Source organism: Saccharothrix sp. NRRL B-16314, from assembly GCF_000716595.1.
Taxonomy (GTDB): domain Bacteria; phylum Actinomycetota; class Actinomycetes; order Mycobacteriales; family Pseudonocardiaceae; genus Actinosynnema.
On sequence record NZ_JNXC01000022.1, the window covers coordinates 144446 to 168150 of the forward strand.

Here is a 23705-nt window from a genome sequence, read left to right on the forward strand (position 1 = left end):
AACCAGAGCGACCAGCAGGACCAAGGCAACCAGGAGGCCCGGTAAGTGACCACCAGGGCGCCTCCTAGCGCTTCCGCACGAAGAGCGACTGCGCCGTCCGCCCCACCGGTCCGCGCTCGTCGTGCAGGACGCTCGTCGCCACGCCGATCCCGGACGGCCCGATCACGGTCCGCGCGTCCAGCGCGTACCACTCGCCGACCGGTTCCCGGTGCAGGTGGACGGTCAGGTCGGTGTTGATCGCGTACCACTCGCGGATGTCCACCCGGCTGGACACGCCGCTCGCCGAATCCGCCACGGTGAACAGGCGCTGCGCCGCGCTCGGCTCCTCACCCGCCACCACGCGCACGACCGGCCTCGCCCACACCACCGCGTCACCGGACGTGAAAATCCCGCCGCTCACCGCCCGCCACTCCATCGCGGCCAGGTACCCGCCGCCCCGCCACGCCTCAGGGATGGCCATCCGCGCGCACCCGAGCGGAGACGCCAACGGCTCACCCGGCCCGGACGCCAGCTCCGCCGTGTCACCGGTGACGATCCGCCACGCCCTCGCCCGCAGCACCGGCCGGCCCTCGTGAGCCAACTCCGCCGCCAGCAGCTCCACCGAACGCCCCGGCCGGTCGACCGACGCCGTCACGGTCAGCTCCGCCACCGGCACCGGCCCCAGCACCTCGAACGTCACCCGCGAGAGCATCGCCTCCGGACGCGGCGCGCACCGCTCCAACGCCCGCACCAGCAGCGCCGACGGCGGCCCGAGGTGCTGGCTCTCGACGCTCCACGGCCCGGAGGTGTGCCCGGTCGAGGCGAACCTGTCGTCGTCCAGCCGCTCGTAGAAGGCGTCCACCTAGTCCGCCCGGTCCAACGCGGTCTCCACACCCGCGTCCGGCTCGGGCCAGCCCGGGTACGGCGGCGGCGTGCCGTCGAACGCCGGGCACAGCGCCTTGTGGTCGCAGTAGTCGCACAGCCGGCTCGGGTTCGGCCGGAAGTCACCGGACTTCGCCGCGCGCAGGATGGCGTCCCAGATCGCCTCCAGCGTGCGCTCGAACCGGGTCAGCTCGGCCTCGTCCGGCTGGTAGGCCAACGCCTGCCGGTCGGCCAGGTACATCAGCCGCAGCTGGCGCGGCACCACGCCGCGCAGCCGCCACAGCACCAGCGCGTAGAACTTCATCTGGAACAACGCCTTGGCCTCGCCGACCTCGCGCGGCGCGGCGCCCGTCTTGTAGTCGACCACCCGGATCTCGCCGGTCGGCGCCACGTCCACCCGGTCGACGTACCCGCGCAGCAGCACCCCCGACGGCAGCTCCCACTCCACCAGCAGCTCACGGGCGTCCGCGTCGAACCGGCGCGGGTCCTCCAGGCCGAAGTAGCCGTCCAGCAGGCCTTCCGCCGACGCCAGCCACTCGTCCTGCTCCGGATCACCCTCGGTGAACAGCTCCGCGAACTCCGGCCGCTCGGCCCGCACCCGTTCCCAGGCTGGACCGACCAGCGCCCGCGCCGTCTCCGGCAGCCGTTCGGCGGCGGGCAGTCCGAACAAGTCCTCCAGGACCGCGTGCACCACCGTGCCGCGCACCTGCGCCCTGGTCGGCTTCTCGGGCAGCCGGTCGACGGCGCGGAAGCGGTAGAGCAGCGGGCACTGCTTGAAGTCGCCCGCGCGGGAGGGCGACAGCGCTGGCCTGCGAACAGGGCGCTCGGTGATCGTCGGCACTGCCATGGCCCAAGACCATAGGCCACCACCCCGACAAGATCGTCTAATCGCGGTGCGGACCGGCCTGCGCGGCAGCACGCGCGTAGTCCCGGAGCTCGACGTCGTCGCTGATGTCCTTGCCCGCCTTGAGCATCAGGTCGAGCAGGAACCGGTTGCCCAGGAGCGTGTTGCGCATCCGCAGGGCGAACCGGCTCGGCGGCGCGAGGAACTTCCCCGCCCGGTCGCCACCCTTCTGGCACCGTTGCGCGTAGCCGCGCATGACGTGCTCGTACCGCCGGAACGCGGCCGTGTGGTCGCCGTTCGAAGCGGCCAGCTCGCCCGCGAGCACGTACGCGCCGACGATCGCCGTGCCCGTTCCCATACCGCCGATGGTGGCGCCGCAAGCCGCGTCGCCGACCAGCGCGACGCGCCCGCGCGACCACGTCGGGACGTCCGCCCGGCTGATCGAGTCGAAGTACATCTCCGTCGTGCGCGCCAACGACGCCAGCAGCCGGGGCGTCTCCCAGCCCAGCCCGCCGAACGCCTCGGTGATCAACCTGCGCTGCTGCCCCTGGTCACGCCGGTCGTACTCCAGGCGAGGCGACCGGAACGCCACGAACGCGCTCGCCCGGTCGCCGGTCCCGCTGGTGGAGACGAGCCGTCCCGGCACGTTGTGGTTCAGCGACCCGGACGGGACGCCGAAGCCGTCGGGCAGGTCCCAGCCGGCGACGTAGTACCCGAGGTGGCTGACGAACCGCTCTTCCGGCCCGAAGACGAGGCCCCGCACGCCCGAGTGGATGCCGTCCGCGCCGATGACCAGGTCGAACGTCCGCTCGACGCCGGAAGCGAACGTCACGTCGACCCCGCCGGCCGTCTCGGTCAACCCGACGACGGAGTCGCCGAACACGTACTCCGCCGCATCCCTGCCGTGCTCGTAGAGCACCCGCGAGAGGTCGGAACGCAGCACTTCCAACTCGCCGCCCGCGAAGTCCGCCGGCAGGTGGAGCACCGTGCGCCCCCGCTCGTCGACGAACGTCATCGGGCTGCCACCGGTCTGGATCGCGCGCAGCCGGTCGAGGACGCCCATGCGTTCCAGCACCGTCATGTGCGCCGCACCGCGGAAGTCCACCGCCGCGCCACCCCGGCGCAGCGCGGGAGCGATCTCCACGACGGTCGGCTCGAAGCCGTGGCGCGCCAACCAGTAGGCCACGGCCGGTCCCGCGACGCTCGCACCCGAGACGAGAACCCGCTTGTTCGCCATCGCCACCCACCCCTGGACTGGGTCCGCTCGAACTGTGTCCGGCGGAAGCAATTATTTCTGTGTACCTTAGACACAGTTCTTGGGCTTGGGCAACACCGGAGGTCACGATGGACACGGCGGGCACCTTCGAGCTGCTGTGGGGTGACCCCCCTGGCCCTCGCCGCGGCCCCAAGCCCGCGCTCAGCCACGAGCTCATCGCCAGGACCGGCATCGGGATCGCGGACGCCGACGGGCTCGCCGCCGTCTCGATGCAGCGCGTCGCCGCCGAACTCGGCTTCACGAAGATGTCCCTCTACCGCTACGTGCCCGGGAAGGCCGAGCTGGTCGCGCTCATGGCCGACCTCGCGATGGGCACGCCACCCGAAGACCTCCACGACGGCGACTGGTGCGACCGGCTCCGAACGTGGGCGCTGGCGCTCCTACCGGGCTTCTTGAGCCACCCGTGGGTCTTGGAGGTCACCACGGGTCCGCACGTCGTCGGGCCCAACGAGCTGGCCTGGATGGAAGCCGCCCTCGCCGTCCTGGACGGCACGGGCCTGCCGGGCGTCGAACGGATGGACGTGCTGGCCGTGCTCGCCGGGCACGTCCGCAGCCTGGCCCAACAGGTCGCGAAGACACCGGGCGGCGACACTGGCGCCCAATTCGGCGCCGTCCTGGCGGAGGTGGTGTTCCAGCGCGGGGACCGCTACCCCCACACCAGGGCGGTGTTGGCGGAGTCGATAGCCGGGGGAGATCAGGACAAGGCCCTCGACTTCGGCCTCGACCTCATCGTCGACGGCCTCCGGGCCAGGGTGGAACGCGCGCGGAGCAGCGGCGATTCAACACGCCGCTGATACACGCCTGCCCCTAGGCTCGGTCCGTGGCGACGACGGGCAGTTGGCGGCGGCAGGTCGGCAGGGACGGCGGGCTGCCGCTGTTCCGCGCGGCCGGGATCCCGGTGCTGCTCGCGCCCTCCTGGTGGCTCGGCTCGGCGGCCATCGTGGTCCTCTACGCGCCGCTCGTCGGCCGCATCGCGCCCGGCACCGGCGGCCTCACCGGCGTGCTCCTCGCCGCCACCTTCGCGATCTTCCTCGGGCTCTCCGTGCTGGCGCACGAACTCGGCCACAGCCTGGTCGCGCTGCGCCTGGGCCTCCCGGTGCGCCGGCTGCGCCTGTTCCTGCTCGGCGGCGTGTCCGAGGTGATGCGCACCCCGACCCGACCGGCCCACGAAGGCGCGATCGCCGCCGCGGGCCCGATCGTCTCCATCGCGCTCGCCGGGGTGTTCGCGCTGGTCGCCGCCGCCATCCCGTACCCCGAAGCGGTCTGGCTGCTGATCGCCCAGACCGCCTTCGCCAACGCCGCCGTCGCCGTGTTCAACCTGCTGCCCGGCCTGCCGCTGGACGGCGGCCGAATCCTGCGCGCGGGCGTGTGGGCGCTCACGGGCCGCCGTGCGACGGGCACGAAAGCCGCCGTCATCGGTGGCGGCGTGGTGGCCGCGCTGCTCGTCGTGTGGGCGATCTGGGGCGTCATGGAAGGCGCCGAGGACCGCTGGCTCCGCTTCGGCGTGTGCCTGCTGACCGCGTGGTTCGTGCTGGCCGGCGCGCGCGGCGAGTTCACCGCCGAGCGCCGCAGCACCTGGCCGGACGGCCTGACGCTGGGCGAACTCGTCCGCCCCGTCCTCCAGCTGCCCGCCGAGAGCCCGGTGTCCGGTGCGCTCACCGCGTCCGCCGGCCGGGGCGTGGTCCTGGTCCGCGCGGACGGTGTCGCGGCCGGCCTCCTCGACCGCGAGCTGGCCCGCAGGCTGGCCGACACCTCGCCGCACGCGCCCGCCGAGCAGGCGGCCGTGCCGATCCGGCCTGAAACCGTGCTGCTGGCGAACGAGAGCGGCGCCGAAGTGGTGGAGCGCGTGCGCGGCACCGCCGCCTGGGAGTACCTGGTCGTCGACCTCGAAGGACGACCGGCGGGCGTGCTGCGCCGCGAGGACCTCAAGGCCGCGCTGAACCGCCGCTGAACAGGCCGGCCTCCTGCGCCACGATCGCCGCCTGCACCCGCGACCGCAGGTCCAGCTTCGTCAGCACCCGCGACACGTGCGTCTTCACCGTCGTCTCGCCTATGTGCAGCCTTCGCCCGATCTGGTGATTCGACAGCCCTTCGCCGAGGCAGCGCAGCACGTCGACCTCGCGGTCGGTCAACGAGTCCAAGCCGGCCGGGCGCGACCGGGGCGCGGCCGAGGCGAACTCCCGCATCACCCGCCGCGTCACGCTCGGCGCGAGCACGCCGTCACCGGCCGCGACCTGTCGCACCGCGTCCACCAGCGCGGGCGCCTCCACCGACTTCAGCAGGAACCCGGCCGCACCGGCCCGCAGCGCGCCGTGCACGTACTCGTCCAGGTCGAACGTGGTCAGCACCAGCACCTCGCACACCCCGCTGAGCTGCCTCGTCGCCTCGATGCCGTCCACACCGGGCATCCGGATGTCCATCAGCACGACGTCCGGCTCCAGCCGCGTCGCCACCCGCACCGCCTCCGCGCCGTCACCGGCCTCGCCGACCACCTCGATGCCGTCCGCGCCGCCGAGGATCATCACCAGGCCCGCCCTGATCGCCGCGTGGTCGTCGGCCACCAGCACCCGGATCACAGCGGCAGCTCCGCCCGCACGACCCAGCCGTCACCGTCGCGTCCGGCGGCGAACGTGCCGCCGACCACGCGTGCGCGTTCCGCCATGCTCACCAGTCCCGTCCCCGAACCCTCCGACCCGCCCGCAGCCCGCCCCACGGTGTTGCGCACGACCACCACCAACCGCCTGACCTGCCGTTCCACCGTCACCGACGTGCGCGAGCCGGGTGCGTGCTTCAACGCGTTCGTCAACGCCTCCTGGACGATCCGGTACGCGGCGACGTCCACCGCCACCGGCAGCTCGGCCACGTTCGCGCCGCGCAGCTCGACGTCCAGCCCGCCCGCGGCGGCCGACTCGACCAGCCTGCCGACGTCCGCCAGCCGCACCGCAACCGGCTCGTCCACCGGGTCGTCGGCCCGCAGCACGTCGATCATCATCCGCATCTCCTCGAGCGACCGCACGCTGTTCTCGCGCACCGACTTCAGCACCGTGCGCACCGTCTCCGGGTCGCCTTCGCGCATCGCGAGCACCGCCTCGGACTGGATCGCGATCGCCGACAGGTGGCCGGCCACCACGTCGTGCAGGTCGCGGGCCATCCGGTTGCGCTCGGCGTTCACCGACGCACGCCGGTCCAGCTCCGAGATCAGCGCGATCTGCTCGGCGCTCTCCCGGTGCTGCCGCACGTTCGTCGCCCACCACACCGGGACCACGAGCAGCGAGAACACCTGCAACCCGGCGTAGAACGACAGCCGCCAGTCGCCCACCACCGCGACCGCCGCCGCCACGCCGACCGTGGCCACGGCCACCGCACCGACGAGCACCGCGTGCAGCCGGCGCGGACCGTGCAGGGCCGCCGAGAACAGCACGTCGATGGCGACCATCACCACCGGCATGCTCAGCCCGAAGTACAGGTCGCCAGAGGTGGCGACGGTGACGACGAGCAGCGCCGCCACGGGCGCGGACCGCCGGAACAGCTGGCCGACGCACGCCACCACGAGGATGAGCAGCCGCGTGGCCAACGGCGTGTGGTCGCCCCGGCCGCCCACCACCAGGTCCATGTCGAGCCCGTAGACCACCGCCCCCACGGTGAAGAACACCGCCGTGACCAGCACGTCCCGGTGTGCACGACGGAGCTCCACGACGTCATCACAGCACAGGCCCCGACGTGCCGGCGTCCTACTAAGTGATGACCCGCGGTCGGTCGGCCCGACGACGCGCGGGCGGACGCCCGGCCCGCACGCTTGGGCCGTGGTTGAACCGCTGGTCGTCCTCATCGTGGCGTGCGAGATCGGATTCTGGGTCGTGCTGGGCGCGGGGCTGCTGGCCCGCTACGCGCTGAGGATGCGCAGGCTCGGCGCGGCCCTGCTCGTCTGCACCCCCGTCGTCGATGTCGTGCTGCTCGTCGCCACCGTCTTCGACCTGCGGTCGGGCGGCGAGGCGACGTCCGTGCACGGCCTGGCCGCGATCTACCTGGGGTTCAGCGTGGCGTTCGGGCACAGCATGCTTCGGTGGGCCGACCAGCGGGTCGCCCACCGGTTCGCCGGCGGGCCGCCGCCGACCAAGCCGCCGAAGAGCGGACCGGCGAAGGTCCGGCACGAGTGGCGCGAGTTCGGCAAGTTCGCCGTGGCGTGGGCGATCGCGTGCGGGGTGATGCTGCTGCTGATGTTCGTCGTCGGCACGCCGGAGCGCACCCAGGCGCTGTGGGGGCAGATGTCGGGCATCACGGGCATCGGCGTGGTCTGGCTGCTCGGGTGGCCCGTCTACCACTCGGTAGCGGAAGTGGTCAACGGCGGGCAGAAGTCCCGCCAGTAGGGCCGCGCGGGCACCGTGGGACCATCGTGCGCTGTTGACACGAGCGTTCATGCAGGAGGTTTGCCGCGGTGAGCACCGCCAGTGGTCCGTTCCAACCGGGTGACCGGGTGCAGTTGACCGACCCGAAGGGACGGCACTACACGATCGTGCTCGAACCGGGCAAGGAGTACCACACCCACCGCGGCGCGTTGTCGCACGACAAGCTGATCGGGCTGCCCGAAGGGTCCGTGGTGGTGTCGGTCGGTGGCACGTCGTTCCTCGCGCTGCGGCCCCTGCTGCCCGACTACGTGCTGTCCATGCCGCGCGGCGCGCAGGTGATCTACCCCAAGGACGCCGCCCAGATCGTGATGTACGGGGACGTGTTCCCGGGCGCGCGGGTGCTGGAGGCCGGCGCCGGTTCGGGTGCGCTGACCTGCTCTTTGCTGCGCGCGGTCGGCGAGAAGGGCAGCGTGACGTCGTACGAGGTCCGCCAGGACCACGCCGACCACGCGATCCGCAACGTCGAGCAGTTCTTCGGCGAGCGGCCGGGCAACTGGTCGCTGACCGTCGCCGACGTGAACGAGCACGAGGGCGAGGTCGACCGGGTCGTCCTCGACATGCTCGCGCCGTGGGACGTGCTGCCCGCCGTGTCCCGCAGCCTCATCCCCGGCGGCGTGCTGGTGGTGTACGTGGCCACCACGACCCAGCTGTCGAAGGTCACCGAGGCGATCCGGGAGCAGCAGCACTGGACCGAGCCGCACGCGTGGGAGACCCTCGTCCGGCCGTGGCACGTGGTGGGCCTGGCGGTGCGGCCCGAGCACCGGATGATCGGGCACACGGCGTTCCTGCTGACCACCCGCAGGCTCGCCGACGGCGTCACCCCGCCCCGGCCGCAGCGCCGACCGTCCAAGGGCTGACCCCAGCTCGCTGACCAGCGAAAACGGCCCGCGCACCGTGAGGTGCGCGGGCCGTTGCGGCACTGGTCGGCTCAGTCGCAGGCGACCCAGCCGTCGTCGGTCTTCTTGAACGGGATCTTCGCGCCGCTCTGGTCCTTCATGAGCGCCTTCATGTCCTCGGGCACGTTCTGGTACTTGACCGAGATCGAGGCCTCCGCCGTCGTGTCGGTCTTCTCGACCACGTTGTCGACGGCGAGGGTGATCTTGACGTCCTTCGCCTTGTCGATCGACTTCTGGGCCTCTTCCCGCATCTCCGCGGGCAGGTCCTCGAGCTGCTTCTCGATCTCCGCGCTCATCGTCGCGGGGTCGTAGAGCTTGCGCATCTCGTCGATCTCGCCGTGGTGCTCTGCGCAGGTCAGCGACCGGACCTTGTCGAAGTCCTTGGCGTTGATCGCCGCCGCGTAGGAGTCGGCGGCGTCCTTCGCGGTGCCGTTGCTGCCGCCGGTCATCGTGACGACGAGGACGACGATCACGGCGATTACGACGAGGGCGCCGGCGCCACCCAGGATCAGGGGCAGGGGGCTCTTCTTGGGCGGCATGCCGGATGGGTCGCCGAAACCACCCGGTTGGCCGTAACCGGGCTGGTTGAACTGTCCCGGCTGGCCGTAGGGCTGCTGGCCGTAACCGGGCTGGCCGGGCTGCCCCGGCTGACCGGGATGCTGCTGGTAGCCGCCCGGAGGCGTGCCGTAACCGGGCTGCTGCCCACTGGGTGGGAAGCCCGGCGCAGGCGGCGGGTACCCGCCGGGCTGCTGTCCGGGGCCCGGCTGCTGGCCGAATTGACCTGGTTGTTGGCCAAATTGACCCGGCTGCTGACCGTAGGGACCCGGCTGCTGCGGCGGGACGGACATCACGTTCTCCTAGAACTTTCCGCTGGTGGCAGTGACACTGCCCGGACCACTCTCGTGGGACTGGTACTCCACGCACGGTAGCGGGTGGGAGGTACCGACTGACACCGGATTGGAGCAGTTCGTCCGGCCGAGGGGGCGGAATGTGTGATCACTTGACGCCCGGGAACTCGCAGGGTGTCGGCTTTTGTCGGTGATCGCCGGTATCGTCGTGGGACGAACACGGGAGGAGGGTGCCGACATGCAGCACGGTCATCCCGGCAGCCGGCCCGATGAGGGCGGCGAGCTGAACAAGGGCAACAACTCTGGTGAGCTGACTGCGCAGATCCGGTTCCTCGAGGACGAAATCGCGTTGCTGCGCCGCAAGTTGACGGAATCCCCACGACACGTCCGCCTGCTGGAGCAGCGGTTGGCGGAGGCGACTGAGCGCGTCAGCCAACTGACCGAGCGCAATACGAAGCTTATCGACACCCTTCGAGAAGCACGGAGCCAACTCCTCGCGCTGCGCGAGGAAGTCGACCGGCTCGCGCAACCGCCCAGCGGTTACGGCGTGTTTCTGGCCCGATTCGAGGACGGCACGGTCGACGTGTTCACCTCCGGCCGTCGCATGCGGGTATCGGTTTCACCGGCGGTCGAGACACCGTCGCTGGTCCTGGGCCAGTCGGTGCGCCTGAACGAGGCGTTGACCGTGGTCGAGGGCGGCGACTTCGAGCGCACCGGCGAGGTCTGCACGCTGCGTGAGGTGTTGCACTCCGAGATCGAGGACAGCTCGATCGGCAGAGCCCTGGTCGTCGGGCACGCCGACGAGGAGCGGGTCGTCTGGCTCGCGCAGCCGCTGATGGACTCGCCGCTGAAGGCCGGCGATTCCCTGCTGGTCGACTCGAAGGCGGGCTTCGCGTACGAACGGGTGCCGAAGGCCGAGGTCGAGGACCTGGTGCTGGAGGAGGTGCCCGATGTCAGGTACGAGGACATCGGTGGCCTGTTCCGGCAGATCGAGCAGATCCGCGACGCCGTGGAGATGCCGTTCCTGCACGCCGACCTGTTCCGCGAGTACAAGCTCCGCCCGCCGAAGGGCGTGCTGCTCTACGGCCCTCCCGGCTGCGGTAAGACGCTCATCGCGAAAGCGGTGGCGAACTCCCTGGCCAAGCAGGTTCACGCCGCCCGCGGCGAGAACCACCGCGAGGCCAAGAGCTACTTCCTCAACATCAAGGGCCCCGAACTGCTCAACAAGTTCGTGGGCGAGACCGAGCGGCACATCCGGCTGATCTTCCAGCGGGCCCGGGAGAAGGCCTCCGAGGGCACTCCCGTGATCGTGTTCTTCGACGAGATGGACTCGATCTTCCGGACCCGCGGCAGCGGCGTGTCGTCGGACGTCGAGACCACGATCGTGCCCCAGCTCCTCAGCGAGATCGACGGCGTCGAGGGCCTGGAGAACGTGATCGTGATCGGCGCCTCCAACCGCGAGGACATGATCGACCCGGCGATCCTGCGTCCGGGCCGGCTCGACGTCAAGATCAAGATCGAGCGTCCGGACGCCGAGGGCGCGAAGGACATCTTCTTCAAGTACCTCACGGCCGACCTGCCGATCCACGCCGACGACCTGGCCGAGTTCGGCGGCGACCCGGTGGCCTGCATCGACGGCATGGTGCAGCACACGGTCGAGCGGATGTACGAGGAGTCCGAGGAGAACCGGTTTCTGGAGGTCACCTACGCCAACGGTGACAAGGAGGTCCTGTACTTCCGGGACTTCAACTCCGGCGCCATGATCCAGAACATCGTCGACCGCGCGAAGAAGGCGGCCATCAAGAGCCTGCTGGACACCAAGCAGCCGGGCTTGTCGGTGCGCCACCTGCTGGACGCGATCGTGGACGAGTTCGCCGAGAACGAGGACCTGCCCAACACGACGAACCCGGACGACTGGGCCAGGATCTCGGGCAAGAAGGGCGAGCGGATCGTGTACATCCGCACGCTCGTGACCGGCAAGAACCAGGAGTCGGGTCGCGCCATCGACACGGCGACGAACACCGGTCAGTACCTGTAGCACCCGCAGTCGTCGACAACCGCAACCCGCTTGGAACGCCCGCCCGGCCGAGATGGCCCGGCGGGCGTTCCGCGTCCCGGGGCCTCAGGTCCCCGGAGTCTTCGTCGGCCGCGGCTCACGACCGGGCGGTGACCAGCCCGGACTCGTAGGCGACGATCACCAGCTGGGCCCGGTCGCGGGCCTGGAGCTTGTGCAGCAGGCGGCCGATGTGGGTCTTCACCGTGCCCGCCGACAGGTGCAGCTCGCCCATGATCTCGGCGTTGGAGCACCCGCGCGCGATCAGCAGCAGCACATCCTGCTCGCGTTCGGTGATCTCGTCGAGCCGGACCGCGCGGGGTGGCGGCGTGCGGGAGAACTCGGCGACCAGGCGGCGGGTCACGGAGGGTGCCAGGAGGGCGTCCCCGGCGGCCATCACGCGGATGGCGGCCAGCACGTCGGCCGGGGGAGTGTCCTTGAGCAGGAAGCCGCTTGCGCCGGCCCGCAGCGCCGAGTACACGTACTCGTCCAGGTCGAACGTGGTCAGGATCAGCACCCGGGCGGTCGAGGAGGAGCAGATCTCGCGGGTGGCCGCGATGCCGTCCATCCCGGGCATCCGGATGTCCATCAGCACCACGTCGGGTGACACGTCGCGCACCACGGACACCGCCTCGGCGCCGTCACCAGCTTCGCCGACGACCCGCAGGTCGGGCGCGGAGTCCACGAGCACCCGGAAGCTGCCGCGCAGCAGCGCCTGGTCGTCCACGACCACCACCGAGATCACGACAGCGGCACCTCGGCGCGCACCGCGAAACCGCCGCCGGCCAGCGGCCCGGCCGTGAACGTGCCGCCGTACACCGCCACCCGCTCCCGCATCCCGATCAACCCGTGCCCTCCGCCGCGACCGGCCAACACCCGTTCCCCTGGTCCGTCGTCGACCACCGAGATCACCACCGAAGCATCCCCTACGGCGATCGAGACCGTGCAGGAGGCCGGCGCGGCGTGTTTGACCACGTTCGTGACGGACTCCTGGACGATCCGGTACGCGGTCAGGCCCAGGCCGTCGGGCACCTCGCCGGACACCGTCAGCTCCACCGGCACCCCGGCCAGTTCCGCCCGGGACACCAACTCGGGTAAATCGCCCATACCGGGCATGGGTGCCAGTTCCGCCGACGTGTCCTCCGAGCGCAGCACGCCGAGCAACCGCCGCATCTCGACCAGGGTGCTGCGCGACGCGCTCTCGATCACCCTCAGCGCCTCCTGGGCCTGCTCGGGCCGCGACGACGCCACGTGCGCGGCGACACCGGCCTTGACCGTGATCAGGCTCAGGCTGTGCGCGACCACGTCGTGCAGCTCGCGGGCGATCCGCATCCGCTCCTCGGCGATGGCCGCGGACGCCGCCTCGACGGCCTGCCTGGCCTCGTAGGACCGCCGGATCCAGGTGGTCCGGCCGAGCGCCCACGCCGCACCGAGGGCCAGCGCCGCGAACAAGGCGAGCCCGACGTCTTCAGGCCACGGCTCGGCGATGAACACCGCCACCGCCGCCACCGCCAGCGAGCCGACCAGCGCGCCGACCGCGAAGCGCCGTTCGCAGGTCGCGGCCACCATGTAGATCGCGAACGCGGTCGCGCCGTAGGGCTCCAGCGTGATGTGCGCGATCGTGGCCACAGTCTGGGCCGTCAGGACGATGCCGAGCGTCAGCAGCGGCCTGCCCCGCCGCATCGCGAGCGGCGCGCCGATGAGCAACGCCAGCGGGTAGCCCAGCCACGCCGGTGCGGTGCTGACCTCGGCGAACGTCAGGTACACCAGGACGATCACCACGGCGACGGCGATGTCCAGCGCGTACAGGTACGCCGTCGGCAGGAACTTCAGGATTCGCGACGTCACACGACGGGAAGGTAATCGGGGCTCGTGCGGCCGGCGTCGGACCACGGTCCGACATCCGAGTCCGGACCACGGTCCGATCCGCCCAACCCTCCGACCGAGCACGCTCGTCCCCATGATCGAAGTAAGGCAGCTGACCAAGCGCTACCGCTCCACCAGGGCCGTGGACGGCCTCACGTTCGAGGTGAAACCCGGCTACGTCGCGGGCTTCCTCGGCCCCAACGGGGCGGGCAAGTCCACCACCATGCGGGCGATCCTCGGGCTGGACCGGCCGACCAGCGGTGAGGCGCTGGTCGACGGACGGAGGTACGCCGACATCCGCCGCCCGATGCACCACGTCGGCGCGCTGCTCGACGCGGGCGCGGTGCACGGCGGCCGGTCGGCGTACGACCACCTCCGCGTGCTGGCCCGGAGCAACGGCATCAAGGACCGCCGCGTCGTGGCGACCCTCGAACAGGTGGGTCTGGCGAGTGCGGCGGAACAGAGGGTCGGATCGCTGTCCCTGGGCATGAAGCAGCGCCTCGGCGTGGCGGCGGCCCTGTTGGGTGATCCCGGGGTGTTGCTGTTCGACGAGCCGGTGAACGGCCTGGACCCGGAGGGCATCCGCTGGATCCGCCACCTGATGCGCGGCCTGGCGCGGGAGGGCCGCACGGTCCTGGTGTCCAGCCACCTGATGAGCGAGATGGCCCTCACCGCGGACCGGGTGATCGTGATCGGCCGCGGGAAGTTGATCCTGGAGGCGTCCATGCGGGACCTCGAGGAGAGGTTCAAGAAGGACGTCCTGGTCCGTTCCCCCGTGCAGGACGCGCTGGCCGCGGTCCTCCACGCGGCGGGCGCGACGGCGAGACCGGAGGACAGCGCCTTGTTGGTGCAGGGTCTGGACGCCCCGGGCATCGCCGACCTCGCCGCCCGCCACCACATCCCGATCCACGAACTGACCCCCCGTAGCGCGTCCTTGGAGGACGTCTACTTGGAACTGACCGACGACAGCCTCGAGTACCGAACCACCGACTCCCGCCCCGACTCCCGTCGCCCCAACACCCGCCCCGCTTCCGACCCTGCCGCTTCCGACCCTGCCGCTTCCGACCCTGCCGGTTCCCGCCCTGCTGACTCCCGCCTCGCGGATTCGCGCCCTGCTGACTCCCGCCCCGCCGACCCGCGTCCCGCCGACCCGCGTCCTACCGAGTCCCGCCCCGCCGAGTGCCGCACCGCTGACTCGCGTCGTGCCGACTCTCGCGCCGCCGACCCGCGCCCGGCCGAGTCCCGTCGTGCCGACCCGCGCCCGGCCGAGTCCCGTCGTGCCGAGTCCCGCCCGGCTGAGTCCCGCCCGGCTGACTCGCGCCCGGCCGACGCCCGCCCCGCTGACTCCTCCCCGGCTGACTCGAGCCCCGCCGAGTTCCGCTCTGCCAACTCCCGCGCCTCGGAGGCCAACCGATGACCGACGTCCTGAACTCCGAACTGCTGAAGCTCCGCTCGGTCCGCTCGACCACCTACGTGCTGCTCGCGATCCTCGTCGCCTTGCTGGCCGGCGCGTTGATCTCGTACCTGATGACCGCCGACTGGGACACCTCGCCGCCGGACCTCCAGCAGCGGTTCGGTGCGGCTGATCCCGGGGTGATGGTGGTCCCGTTCGGCCAGTTCTGCCTGGGCGTGCTCGGCGCGCTGGCGGTCACGTCGGAGTACGGCAGCGGCATGGTGCGCACCGCGCTGGTGTCCGTGCCCAGACGCAAGTCCTATCTCGCCGCCAAGACCCTCGTGGTGGCCGGCGTGTCCTTGGTCGTCGCCCTCGTCACCACACTGCTGGCCTACCTGACGGGTGAGCTGATCACCGGTGACCGGCCGAAGCCGATCTCGGCCTACGACTCGCTGGGCGACGCCGTTCCGACACTGCTGGCGAGCACAGCGTCGCTGGTGCTGCTCTCCCTCGTCGGCCTCGGCCTGGGCTTCCTGCTCCGCTCCACGGCAGGCGCGCTGGTGACCCTGTGCGGCCTGCTCTTCGTGCTCCCCGCGCTCACGCTGCTGCTTCCGCACCCCTGGAACGACCGGGCGTACTCGGTGATGCTCCCGGTCCTCGCACCGCAACTGTCGGGTGAACTGCCCGACCCACCGCTGTCGCCCATCGGCGCCGGTCTGGTGATGATCGCGTACCTCGTCCTCGCTCTGGGCTCCGGTGCCACCGTGCTGCTGCGACGTGACGCATGACGACCCGTCCGGCAATCCGAGCAGGGCCGGCGGCGTGGTCCGGCGGCCACTCCGAGACCGGCGGATTACGGTGTCGGACGTGCCCGAATTCGCCTTGGGGCTGGCCGCGCTCGGCCGTCCCGCCTACATCAACCTCGGCCGCGAGCACGCGTTGCCCGAACACCGGGACGTCGACGCCATGCGCGCCCAGTGCCACGCCGTCCTGGACGCCGCCTACGCGGCGGGTGTTCGGCGGGTGGACGCGGCCCGTTCCTACGGGCGGGCGGAGGAGTTCCTGGGCCAGTGGCTGGCCGCGCGCGGCCACCGGGACGTCCGGGTGTCCAGCAAGTGGGGCTACGCGTACGTCGCGGACTGGCGGCGGGACGTGGCCACGCACGAGGTGAAGGAGCACTCGCTCGACCGGTTCACCCGTCAGTGGCGGGAGACGCAGGAGCTGCTCGGCGCGCACGTCGGCCTGTACAACGTGCACTCCCTGACGCCCGACAGCCCGCTGTTCGGCGATCCGGACCTGCTTCTCGCCCTCGGCGGGCTGCGGGACTCGGGTGTCCGGCTCGGGTTCTCCACGTCCGGCCCGGACCAGGCCGGCACGGTGCGGCGGGCGCTGGACCTGGAGGTGGAGGGGCGGCGGCTGTTCGAGAGCGTCCAGTCCACCTGGAACGTGCTGGAGACGTCGGTGGGACCGGAGCTGGCGTACGCGAAGGAATCCGGAGCGGAGGTGTTCGTCAAAGAGGGCTTGGCCAACGGCAGGCTGGCCGTCGACCCGCCGCCACGCGTGCGCGAACTCGCCGCCGAGCACGGCGTGGGGCCGGACGCGATCGCGTTGGCGGCCGTGCGCGCGCAACCCTGGGCGGACGTGGTCCTGTCCGGGGCGGCGAGCCCGGAGCAGCTGCACGCCAACCTGAAGGCACGGGACATCGACCTGGAGCCGGACGAGTTGGCGGACTGCGCCGAGCCGGCCGAGCGGTACTGGGCTACTCGGTCGTCCCTGCCTTGGGAATGAGCCGGATCCGGCCGGAGTCGAGGTCGACCGGTCCGCGCGGCGGCGCGCCGGTCTCCTCGTCCTCGCCCAGCATCAGCGTCACCTCGCGTTGCCGCAGCTCGATGTGCTTGCTCCCGGAGAACAGCGTGGTGAACTCGTCGAACGCCGCCGCAGAGACCACCGGCGGGTCGCCCCTGTGCCGCCGGACCGCCTGCCAGACCCGCTCACCCGCCGCCAGCACGACCAGCAGCACGGCCAGACCGGGGATCGACATCGCGAAGATCATGCCCATGTGAACCACTCCCGGATCAGTGCCCGACCGTCCGGCACGACCGGCCACCCGGGGTCTTCCGCCTTCACCCGCACCTCCGCCAGGTCCATCCAGCCGCCCCAGGCCACTTCTTCCGGCTGGTGGGTGAACGGTCCGTCGCTGCGCACGTCGTAAACGTGCGCCACGTAGCGGATAGTTCCGTCCACGAAGGGCGTCGTGAACCGGAATTCCGGCACCGCCGTGATCCCCAGCTCCTCGGCCAGCTCACGCACCGCGCACTCGTCCGGCGTCTCACCCGCCGCCATCACGCCACCGCACGTCGGGTCGTACAGACCGGGGTAGACGTCCTTGGTGTCGGTTCGCCGGTGCACGTACACGCGCGTCCCGTCGAGAGACCGCACGACGATGGCCGCGCACGCGTGCCACAGCCCTTCCGCACGCATCCGGGCGCGCGTCGCAGTGCCGACCGGGGTGCCGTCAGGGTCGACCACCGTCACAAGCTCCACCCCAAGATCCTCCCTGAGTACTACCGGCGGGTGCTACCTCGGACCGACGCCCGCCGACGGCCCTGCTTCCTACCGTCGTGGAGTTCGCGTCACGAGGAGGAGTTGTGCCCACATCCCTGCGGCTCGCGGTCGCCGAGTTCCGCAACCGGCCCGGTCGCGCCGTGCTGCCCGGTGTCGCCCTGGTCGTCGGCGTCGCCTGCCTGCTGGCCGCCCTGATGCTCAGTGACGCGATGGTCCGCGCCACCAACGAAGGCGCGCCCGTCGTCCCTGCCGGCGTCGACCTCGTCGTGCGCCCGGAGCCCCGCTCCGACGTGGTGCTCGACCAGGGGACAGCCGATCGGGTGGCGCAGGCCGCCGGGGTGACGCAGGTGCACCCGGTCCGCGAGGTCCGCGTCGACCTGCTGATCGACGGCGGCCGGGCGAACGACCGCCGGACCACGGCCGACATCGAACCGGACCGGGACGCCCTGCGCCGGGTGCCGATCCTGGAGGGCCGCTCACCCGGCGCGGACGGCGAGGTCGCGATCGACCGGGTCACCGCGTACGAGCACGGCCTCAAGCCCGGCGCCTCGATCAAGCTCGCCGACGCGGCGGGCAAGCCGCTGGACGTGGTGGTCCGGGGCATCACCAAACGCGGCTCGGTCGCCGAGGAACCGCGGCTCGTGATCGGGGAAGGGCTGGCCGCGAAGCTCGGCGGCACGCACCGGTTCGAGGCGCTGCACGTCGTCGGCGGCGACCGGGACGCCGTGGCGCAGGCCGTCGGCCAGGGCTTCCGGGTGGACACCGGTGCGGCGGTCGCCGCGGAGCCGCCGAACGACGACCTCGCCGACGTGCTGCTGCCGTTCAGCATCCTGGCGCTGGCCACGTCGGTGTTCGTCGCCTCGGCCACCTACCGCGCCGTCTACGCGCAACGCCAGCGGCACACCGCGCTGCTGCGCTGCCTGGGCGCCCACCGCGGTCCGCTCGTCTGGGCGAACCTCCTCGAAGCGCTGCTCACCGGCGTCGTCGCCGGTGCGGTGGGCGCGCTGCTCGGCGGGTCGGTGGCGTGGCTGCTGGCCAGGCTGTTCGACGCCACCGGCCTGTCCGCGCTGCTCGGCGCGGTGGAGATGAGCCCGTCGCTGCTGCCCACGACGGGGCAGCTGGTGGTCGGCGTCGTCACCGCCGCCACGCTCAGCGCGTTCGCCGCCGTCCGGCCCTCCCTGGCCGCCGCGCGCATCTCACCGCTCGCGGCGCTGCGGACGTCCGAAGGCCAGACCCCGGACCAGGCCGTGGTGCGCAGGCGGCGCAGGTTCGGCATCGGCGTGGTGGCCGTCGCGGTGGTGATGGCCGTCCTCGCGGTGATCGCCAGCCGGTCCATGGCGGCGATCTTCCTGGTCCTGTTCTCCGGCATCACCGCCGTGTTCGGCCTGTTCGGCGTGCTGGGACCGGTGATCGTGCCCGCGCTCGGCCGGGTCTTCGGCTCGGTCGCGAGCCGCTTCGGCGGCGCGCAGTGGAAACTGGCCGCGGCCGAGGTGCGGCGGGTGCCGCAGCGGTCGGCGTCCGTGGCGATGCCGCTGCTCCTGGCCGCCGCGATGGTCACGTTCTTCGCCGTCACGGTCGGTTCGGCCCAGCGCATGGAGGACGAGTTCAGCAACGAGCCGAAGCCCGACGCCGTGGTGGTGGACTCGGGCGGGCGCGCCCTCGACGGCGCGGTCGGCGCGGCGGCCAACCGGCCGGAAGCGGCGAACACCGTCGTAGTGCACGGTCTCGACGTGGAGCAGGAGGACGCGGACGGGTTCACCTTCCCGACCCAGGTCGTCGGCGCCGACCCGGACCGCATGCGCGAGTGGCTGACCAGCCAGGACGTGGACGCCGCCGGGTTCGCGCCGGGCACCGTCCTGCTCGACGAGTGGTACGCCGAGCGGCTCGGGGCGCAGGTCGGCCAACCGTTCACCCTCGACGGCCTGCCCGGCGGCCCGCGCACCGCCACGGTCGCCGGCACGTTCACCGGCTCGCTGCTCGACGACGCGGAGGTGGTGCTGCCCGACCCCGGCCTCGCACCGGCGTCCAAGGTGCTGGTCATGTTGCGGCAGGGCGCGGACCCGGCGGCATACCAGGAGGGCGTGCGGGAAGCCCTGACCGGCGCGCCGACCATTCTGGTGAAGACGAAAGCCGAAGCGACCGCGCAGAACCAGCGGTACCTCGATCTGGGAATCGTGATGCTCATGGTGCTGTTGGGACTGTCCGTCGCGGTGGCCGTGACCGGCATCGGGACCGCGTTGACGATCTCCGTGCAGGAGCGCCGCAAGGAACTGGCACTGCGGCGCGCGCTCGGCGTCACGAAGGGCGGTCTGCAGGGCGGCGTGGTGGCCGAAGCGGTGCTGTTGGCGCTGGTAGGAGTGCTGGGCGGCGGTATTTTCGGATTGGTCTACGCGGAGCTGACACTGGCCGCGGTCGGCGTGTTCGCGTGGCCCACCGCCGCGGTGGTCCCACTGCTGGTCGGCGGCACCGGGGTGGTCGTGCTGGCGGTCGTCGCGGCGTTCGGGCCGGCCCGCGGCGCGTCCCGGATCCGACCCGCCGCGGGACTCGCCGCCGGCTGAAACGTGACCCGGGTACGGGCGGTCTGTCGGTGGTTGGTCGTAGGCTGCGCGTATGCGGCGGATCATGGGAACCGAAGTGGAGTACGGCATCTCGGTGCCGGGTGACGCGACGGCGAACCCGGTGCTCACCTCGACACAGGTGGTGCTGGCCTACGCGGCTGCCGCCGACATACCGCGGGCACGCCGGGCACGCTGGGACTACGAGGTCGAATCGCCGCTGCGCGACGCGCGCGGCTTCGACCTCGGCACGCCCGGCGGCCACCCCGGCGACAACGACGTCGAGGACCTGGGCGCGGCCAACGTCATCCTCACCAACGGCGCGCGCCTCTACGTCGACCACGCGCACCCCGAGTACTCGGCGCCCGAGGTCACCAACGCGCGCGACGCGGTGATCTGGGACAAGGCGGGCGAGCGGGTGATGGAGGAGGCCGCGATGCGCGCGGCCACCGTTCCCGGCCAGCCACGCCTCCAGCTGTACAAGAACAACGTGGACGGCAAGGGCGCCAGCTACGGCACCCACGAGAACTACCTCATGCAGCGCAGCACGCCGTTCACCGCCGTGATCGCCGGGCTCACCCCGTTCTTCGTGTCCCGCCAGGTCGTCGTCGGCTCCGGCCGGGTCGGCGTCGGCGCGGCGGGCGAGGAGGCCGGCTACCAGCTGTCCCAGCGCTCGGACTACATCGAGGTCGAGGTCGGCCTGGAGACCACGCTCAAGCGCGGCATCATCAACACCCGCGACGAGCCGCACGCCGACGCGGACAAGTACCGCCGGCTGCACGTCATCATCGGCGACGCGAACCTCGCCGAGTACTCGACCTACATCAAGTGCGGCTCCACGTCGCTGGTGCTCGACATGATCGAGGCCGGCCGCCGGTTCGACGACCTGCGGTTGCAGGACCCGGTCCGCGCGGTGCACCAGATCAGCCACGACCCGACGCTGAAGGTCAAGGTCGAGCTGACCGGCGGGCGCAAGTTCACCGGGTTGGACCTCCAGTTCGCCTACTACGAGCGCGCCTGCGCGTTCGTGGAGCAGGAGGGCTACGGCGACCGCGACGTGCTCCGCGTGTGGGGCGAGGTGCTGGACGCCCTCGCCCGCGACCCGCAGGAGTGCGCCGACCGGCTCGACTGGGTGGCGAAGCTGCGGCTGCTGGAGGGCTACCGCGCCCGGGACGGCCTGGCCTGGGGTTCGCCCCGGCTGTCCCTGGTCGACCTCCAGTACTCCGACGTGCGGCTCGACAAGGGCCTGTACAACCGGCTGGTGGCCCGCGGCTCGATGAAACGCCTGGTCAGCGAGGAGGAGGTGCGTGCGGCCGTCCTCTCGCCCCCTGAGGACACCCGCGCCTACTTCCGCGGCCGGTGCCTGGAGCGCTACCCCACGTCCGTGGCTGCGGCCTCGTGGGATTCGGTGATCTTCGACCTCGGCCGGGAATCACTCGTTCGGATTCCGACCCTCGAGCCGCTGCGCGGTACGAAAGCGCACGTCGGAGCCCTGCTGGAGGCCTCGGACACGGCCGAGCAACTGGTCGAGGCGCTGACCAGGGGCTGATCATCCGACCCGAGTGGCAGGCACACAATGTCGGCCCTGGTAGGTAGTGTTTGAGTCGCAGGACCCGAAGACCGGGAGGTCGACATGGCCCAGGAACAGGTTCAGCGCCAAGGCGGCGGTGACGGCGACGAGAACGGCGACGGCGCGGCGGCGGCCGGCCAGGAGCGCCGGGAGAAGCTCGGCGAGGACGTCGACGCGATCCTCGACGAGATCGACGACGTGCTCGAGGAGAACGCCGAGGACTTCGTCCGCGCGTACGTGCAAAAGGGCGGCGAGTAGAAAGCCACCGGCGGGACAGGAGAAGAACGCACACATGGACCACAGCTCGACCGGGCACTACCCGGCCGCGTCGCTGCCCCCGGCCTACCTCAGGCCGGGGTCGTCGTCGTTCACCGATTTCCTTCGCGCGCAGGCCCCCGAACTGCTGCCGTCGAGCCGCAAGCTGCCCGAGGGCAGCACGGTGCAGGCACCGCACGGCACCACCATCGTCGCGCTCACGTTCAAGGGCGGCGTGGTGATCGCGGGCGACCGGCGCGCCACGATGGGCAACGTGATCGCCCAGCGCGACATGAAGAAGGTGTTCATCACCGATGACCACTCGGCGGTGGGCATCGCGGGCACGGCGGGCATCGCGGTCGAGATCGTCCGGCTCTACGCGGTGGAGCTCCGGCACTACGAGAAGATCGAGGGCGTCTCGCTGTCCCTGGACGGCAAGGCGAACCGGCTCTCCGCGATGATCAAGGGCAACCTGGACGCCGCGCTGGCGGGCCTCGCCGTGGTGCCGCTGTTCGCGGGCTTCGACATCGACGCGGCCGACCCGGAGCGCGCGGGCCGCATCGTGTCCTACGACGTGACCGGCGGGCGTTACGAGGAGTCGCAGGGCTACCAGGCCGTCGGCTCCGGCTCGCTGTTCGCCAAGTCCGCGTTGAAGAAGCTCTACGACCCCGACGCGGACGCGGAACTGGCCACCAGGACCGCGATCGAGGCGTTGTACGACGCCGCGGACGACGACTCGGGCACCGGCGGACCGGACGTGATCCGCAAGATCTACCCGGTCGTCGTGACGATCACCGCCGACGGCGCCGCGCACCTGTCCGACGAGCGGACCGCGACCCTGGCCGAGTCGGTCGTCGAGGGCCGCCGGATCAAACCGGCGGGCTGAGCACCGTGTCGATCCCCATCCCCACCCGCATCCGCCGAGCCCGGGAGCCGCAGCAGTGACGATGCCGTTGTACGCCTCACCCGAGCAGATCCTCCGCGATCGCGCGGAGTACGCCCGGAAGGGCATCGCCCGCGGCCGGAGCGTCGTCGTGCTCCGGTACGCCGACGGCGTGCTGTTCGTGGCGGAGAACCCCTCCGCCACGCTGCACAAGGTCTCCGAGATCTACGACCGGATCGCGTTCGCCGCGGTCGGCCGGTACAGCGAGTTCGAGAACCTGCGGCAGGCGGGCATCCGGTTCGCCGACATCCGCGGGTACCAGAACGACCCGCGCGACGTCACCGGCCGGTCCCTGGCGAACGTGTACGCCCAGACGCTGGGCTCGATCTTCGCCGAGCAGATCAAGCCCCTCGAGGTGGAGATCTGCGTGGCCGAGGTCGGGGCCACGCCCGAGCAGGACACGCTGTACCGGTTGACCTACGACGGGTCGATCGTGGAGGAGCCGCAGTACGTCGTGATGGGCGGCCAAGCGGAGGCGACGGGCACCGCGTTGAAGGACGCGTACGCCGAGAACCTCCCGCTGGCCGACGCCGTGCGCGTCGCGGTGAAGGCCCTGAGCGCCGGCAGCACCACCACCGGCAACGGCAAGCCCGACCTCCTGGACCGCGGCAAGCTCGAAGTGGCGGTCCTGGAGCACGACCGCCCGCGCCGCGCGTTCCGCCGCATCACGGGCGCCGCCCTGGCGGCCCTGCTCCCCGGCGACGAGCCCGCGGTCGCGGCCGGTGAACCGGCGGCACCGCCGGCCAAGGGCGGTCGGAAGAAGCCGGTGACGGACGTGAACCTGCCGCCGAACGACGACAAGGCGTAGGTCTCGCACCAGCACGACACGAAGGCCCCCGGCGCTGAGCCGGGGGCCTTCGTCGTGCCGAAGCCGAAGGGTGCGGGTTCAGACGTGGGCCAGGGGTGAGGGGAGTTCGGCGAAGTCCTTCGTGCGCTCCAACGTGGTGAGCGCGGCGAGCAGGTCGGCCGGCGGCGTGGTGAGCCGGCGGGCGTCCAGGTCGAGCCACCCGGCGGTGGTCTCGATCGTGGCGGCGGTCCGGCCGTCCTCCTTGACGATCCGGTTGTGCAGGCGGAACCGCGCGCCGTCCGACGCCATCCCGGACAGCCGCAGTTCCACCGTGAACGCTTCGAGCAGGCGGAGTTCGGCGCGGTACCGGATGTCGTCGCCGTGCGAGATGGGGCCGAGGCGGCGGGCGGTCAGTTCGGGGACCGGGAAGCCGACCGAGGCGAAGAACTGCATCCGGTTGTCCTCGGCCGCGTCCAGGTACGCGGTGGTGCGCATGTGGCCGTTCGGGTCCACATCCGGCCAGCGCACGTGGGTGGTGCTGGTGAAGGGCATGGATCGAGTATGCCGACCGCACCCGCACCACCCGC

At 71.6% G+C, this 23705-nt stretch carries 23 protein-coding genes and 1 pseudogene; 13 read left to right on the forward strand and 11 right to left on the reverse strand.

From position 1 onward, the window contains the following. Positions 1-64 precede the first annotated feature (64 nt). Genes OQ02_RS27290 through OQ02_RS27300 form a run of 3 tightly spaced genes read right to left on the reverse strand, consistent with a single transcriptional unit; the run spans position 65 to position 2942 of the window. Positions 65-841: a thioesterase family protein gene (locus OQ02_RS27290; RefSeq protein WP_033441437.1), complete on the reverse strand. Its 777-nt coding sequence runs from the start codon at positions 839-841 to the stop codon at positions 65-67. Next, positions 842-1708, reverse strand: a complete 867-nt coding sequence (locus tag OQ02_RS27295) for a RecB family exonuclease (protein ID WP_033441438.1) — start codon at positions 1706-1708, stop codon at positions 842-844. Positions 1709-1745: 37 nt separating this feature from the next. Continuing rightward, positions 1746-2942, reverse strand: coding sequence for an FAD-dependent monooxygenase (locus OQ02_RS27300; RefSeq protein WP_033441529.1), 1197 nt, complete (start codon positions 2940-2942; stop codon positions 1746-1748). A 107-nt stretch (positions 2943-3049) separates the two neighbouring features. Between OQ02_RS27300 and OQ02_RS27305 the strand changes: the two genes are divergently transcribed. Together OQ02_RS27305 and OQ02_RS27310 are read left to right on the forward strand one after the other, a co-directional pair. Continuing rightward, positions 3050-3775 (forward strand): TetR/AcrR family transcriptional regulator, encoded by a 726-nt coding sequence (locus OQ02_RS27305; RefSeq protein WP_033441439.1) that lies wholly within the window; start codon positions 3050-3052, stop codon positions 3773-3775. A 26-nt stretch (positions 3776-3801) separates the two neighbouring features. Next, positions 3802-4932: a site-2 protease family protein gene (locus tag OQ02_RS27310; RefSeq protein ID WP_051772848.1), complete on the forward strand. Its 1131-nt coding sequence runs from the start codon at positions 3802-3804 to the stop codon at positions 4930-4932. Here OQ02_RS27310 and OQ02_RS27315 read toward each other — a convergent pair. Both OQ02_RS27315 and OQ02_RS27320 read right to left on the reverse strand, forming a co-directional pair. Beyond that, positions 4907-5557 carry a response regulator gene (locus OQ02_RS27315; RefSeq protein WP_033441440.1) on the reverse strand — a complete coding sequence of 217 codons (651 nt, stop codon included), beginning with the start codon at positions 5555-5557 and terminating at the stop codon, positions 4907-4909. The two genes, OQ02_RS27310 and OQ02_RS27315, sit on opposite strands and share 26 nt — an antisense overlap. Beyond that, complete coding sequence (locus tag OQ02_RS27320; protein ID WP_033441441.1) at positions 5554-6675, reverse strand: sensor histidine kinase; 1122 nt, start codon at positions 6673-6675, stop codon at positions 5554-5556. Before OQ02_RS27320 ends, OQ02_RS27315 begins: the two co-directional genes overlap by 4 nt. A 109-nt stretch (positions 6676-6784) precedes the next feature. Here OQ02_RS27320 and OQ02_RS27325 point away from each other — a divergent pair, with 109 nt between their 5' ends. Both OQ02_RS27325 and OQ02_RS27330 read left to right on the forward strand, forming a co-directional pair. Continuing rightward, positions 6785-7348: a hypothetical protein gene (locus tag OQ02_RS27325; protein ID WP_081915981.1), complete on the forward strand. Its 564-nt coding sequence runs from the start codon at positions 6785-6787 to the stop codon at positions 7346-7348. 68 nt (positions 7349-7416) lie between these two features. Next, positions 7417-8244, forward strand: a complete 828-nt coding sequence (locus tag OQ02_RS27330) for a tRNA (adenine-N1)-methyltransferase (RefSeq protein ID WP_033441442.1) — start codon at positions 7417-7419, stop codon at positions 8242-8244. 71 nt (positions 8245-8315) lie between these two features. Here the strand turns inward: OQ02_RS27330 and OQ02_RS45065 are convergent, their stop codons facing one another. Then, on the reverse strand, positions 8316-9131 hold the full coding sequence (locus tag OQ02_RS45065; RefSeq protein WP_197043516.1) for an Rv0361 family membrane protein: 816 nt from the start codon (positions 9129-9131) through the stop codon (positions 8316-8318). Positions 9132-9369: 238 nt separating this feature from the next. Between OQ02_RS45065 and arc the strand changes: the two genes are divergently transcribed. Next, positions 9370-11169: a proteasome ATPase gene (gene arc, locus OQ02_RS27340; RefSeq protein ID WP_033441443.1), complete on the forward strand. Its 1800-nt coding sequence runs from the start codon at positions 9370-9372 to the stop codon at positions 11167-11169. Positions 11170-11284: 115 nt separating this feature from the next. Here the strand turns inward: arc and OQ02_RS27345 are convergent, their stop codons facing one another. Both OQ02_RS27345 and OQ02_RS27350 read right to left on the reverse strand, forming a co-directional pair. Continuing rightward, positions 11285-11929, reverse strand: coding sequence for a response regulator (locus tag OQ02_RS27345; protein WP_033441444.1), 645 nt, complete (start codon positions 11927-11929; stop codon positions 11285-11287). After that, a complete protein-coding gene (locus OQ02_RS27350; protein ID WP_051772851.1) occupies positions 11926-13032 on the reverse strand; it encodes a sensor histidine kinase in 1107 nt (368 codons plus the stop codon). Before OQ02_RS27350 ends, OQ02_RS27345 begins: the two co-directional genes overlap by 4 nt. Positions 13033-13144: 112 nt before the next feature. Between OQ02_RS27350 and OQ02_RS27355 the strand changes: the two are divergent. The 3 genes and pseudogenes from OQ02_RS27355 to OQ02_RS27365 all read left to right on the forward strand — a co-directional run. Continuing rightward, positions 13145-14035: pseudogene (locus OQ02_RS27355) on the forward strand (ABC transporter ATP-binding protein); the annotation flags it as partial. A 428-nt stretch (positions 14036-14463) separates the two neighbouring features. After that, positions 14464-15231, forward strand: coding sequence for an ABC transporter permease (locus tag OQ02_RS27360; RefSeq protein WP_033441445.1), 768 nt, complete (start codon positions 14464-14466; stop codon positions 15229-15231). A 79-nt stretch (positions 15232-15310) separates the two neighbouring features. Further along, a complete protein-coding gene (locus OQ02_RS27365; RefSeq protein ID WP_051772868.1) occupies positions 15311-16231 on the forward strand; it encodes an aldo/keto reductase in 921 nt (306 codons plus the stop codon). Here OQ02_RS27365 and OQ02_RS27370 read toward each other — a convergent pair. After that, positions 16203-16502, reverse strand: a complete 300-nt coding sequence (locus OQ02_RS27370; RefSeq protein WP_033441447.1) for a DUF6191 domain-containing protein — start codon at positions 16500-16502, stop codon at positions 16203-16205. The two genes, OQ02_RS27365 and OQ02_RS27370, sit on opposite strands and share 29 nt — an antisense overlap. After that, positions 16493-16987, reverse strand: a complete 495-nt coding sequence (locus OQ02_RS27375; protein ID WP_033441448.1) for an NUDIX hydrolase — start codon at positions 16985-16987, stop codon at positions 16493-16495. The genes OQ02_RS27370 and OQ02_RS27375 overlap by 10 nt, the downstream gene beginning before the upstream one ends. A gap of 104 nt (positions 16988-17091) precedes the next feature. Here OQ02_RS27375 and OQ02_RS27380 point away from each other — a divergent pair, with 104 nt between their 5' ends. The 5 genes from OQ02_RS27380 (at position 17092) to prcA (ending at position 23139) form a co-directional block, all read left to right on the forward strand. After that, on the forward strand, positions 17092-19566 hold the full coding sequence (locus OQ02_RS27380; protein WP_033441449.1) for an FtsX-like permease family protein: 2475 nt from the start codon (positions 17092-17094) through the stop codon (positions 19564-19566). A 52-nt stretch (positions 19567-19618) separates the two neighbouring features. Beyond that, the gene (dop, locus tag OQ02_RS27385) at positions 19619-21112 is read left to right on the forward strand and encodes a depupylase/deamidase Dop (RefSeq protein WP_033441450.1); all 1494 of its coding nucleotides are present in this window, start codon (positions 19619-19621) and stop codon (positions 21110-21112) included. Between the two features lie 84 nt (positions 21113-21196). Beyond that, positions 21197-21391: a ubiquitin-like protein Pup gene (locus tag OQ02_RS27390; RefSeq protein WP_033441451.1), complete on the forward strand. Its 195-nt coding sequence runs from the start codon at positions 21197-21199 to the stop codon at positions 21389-21391. Between the two features lie 34 nt (positions 21392-21425). After that, a complete protein-coding gene (gene prcB, locus OQ02_RS27395) occupies positions 21426-22274 on the forward strand; it encodes a proteasome subunit beta (protein ID WP_033441452.1) in 849 nt (282 codons plus the stop codon). A 55-nt stretch (positions 22275-22329) separates the two neighbouring features. Then, positions 22330-23139, forward strand: a complete 810-nt coding sequence (prcA, locus tag OQ02_RS27400; protein ID WP_033441453.1) for a proteasome subunit alpha — start codon at positions 22330-22332, stop codon at positions 23137-23139. A gap of 78 nt (positions 23140-23217) precedes the next feature. Here prcA and OQ02_RS27405 read toward each other — a convergent pair whose 3' ends face one another. Then, positions 23218-23670: an acyl-CoA thioesterase gene (locus tag OQ02_RS27405; protein ID WP_033441454.1), complete on the reverse strand. Its 453-nt coding sequence runs from the start codon at positions 23668-23670 to the stop codon at positions 23218-23220. Between the last annotated feature and the right edge of the window lie 35 nt (positions 23671-23705).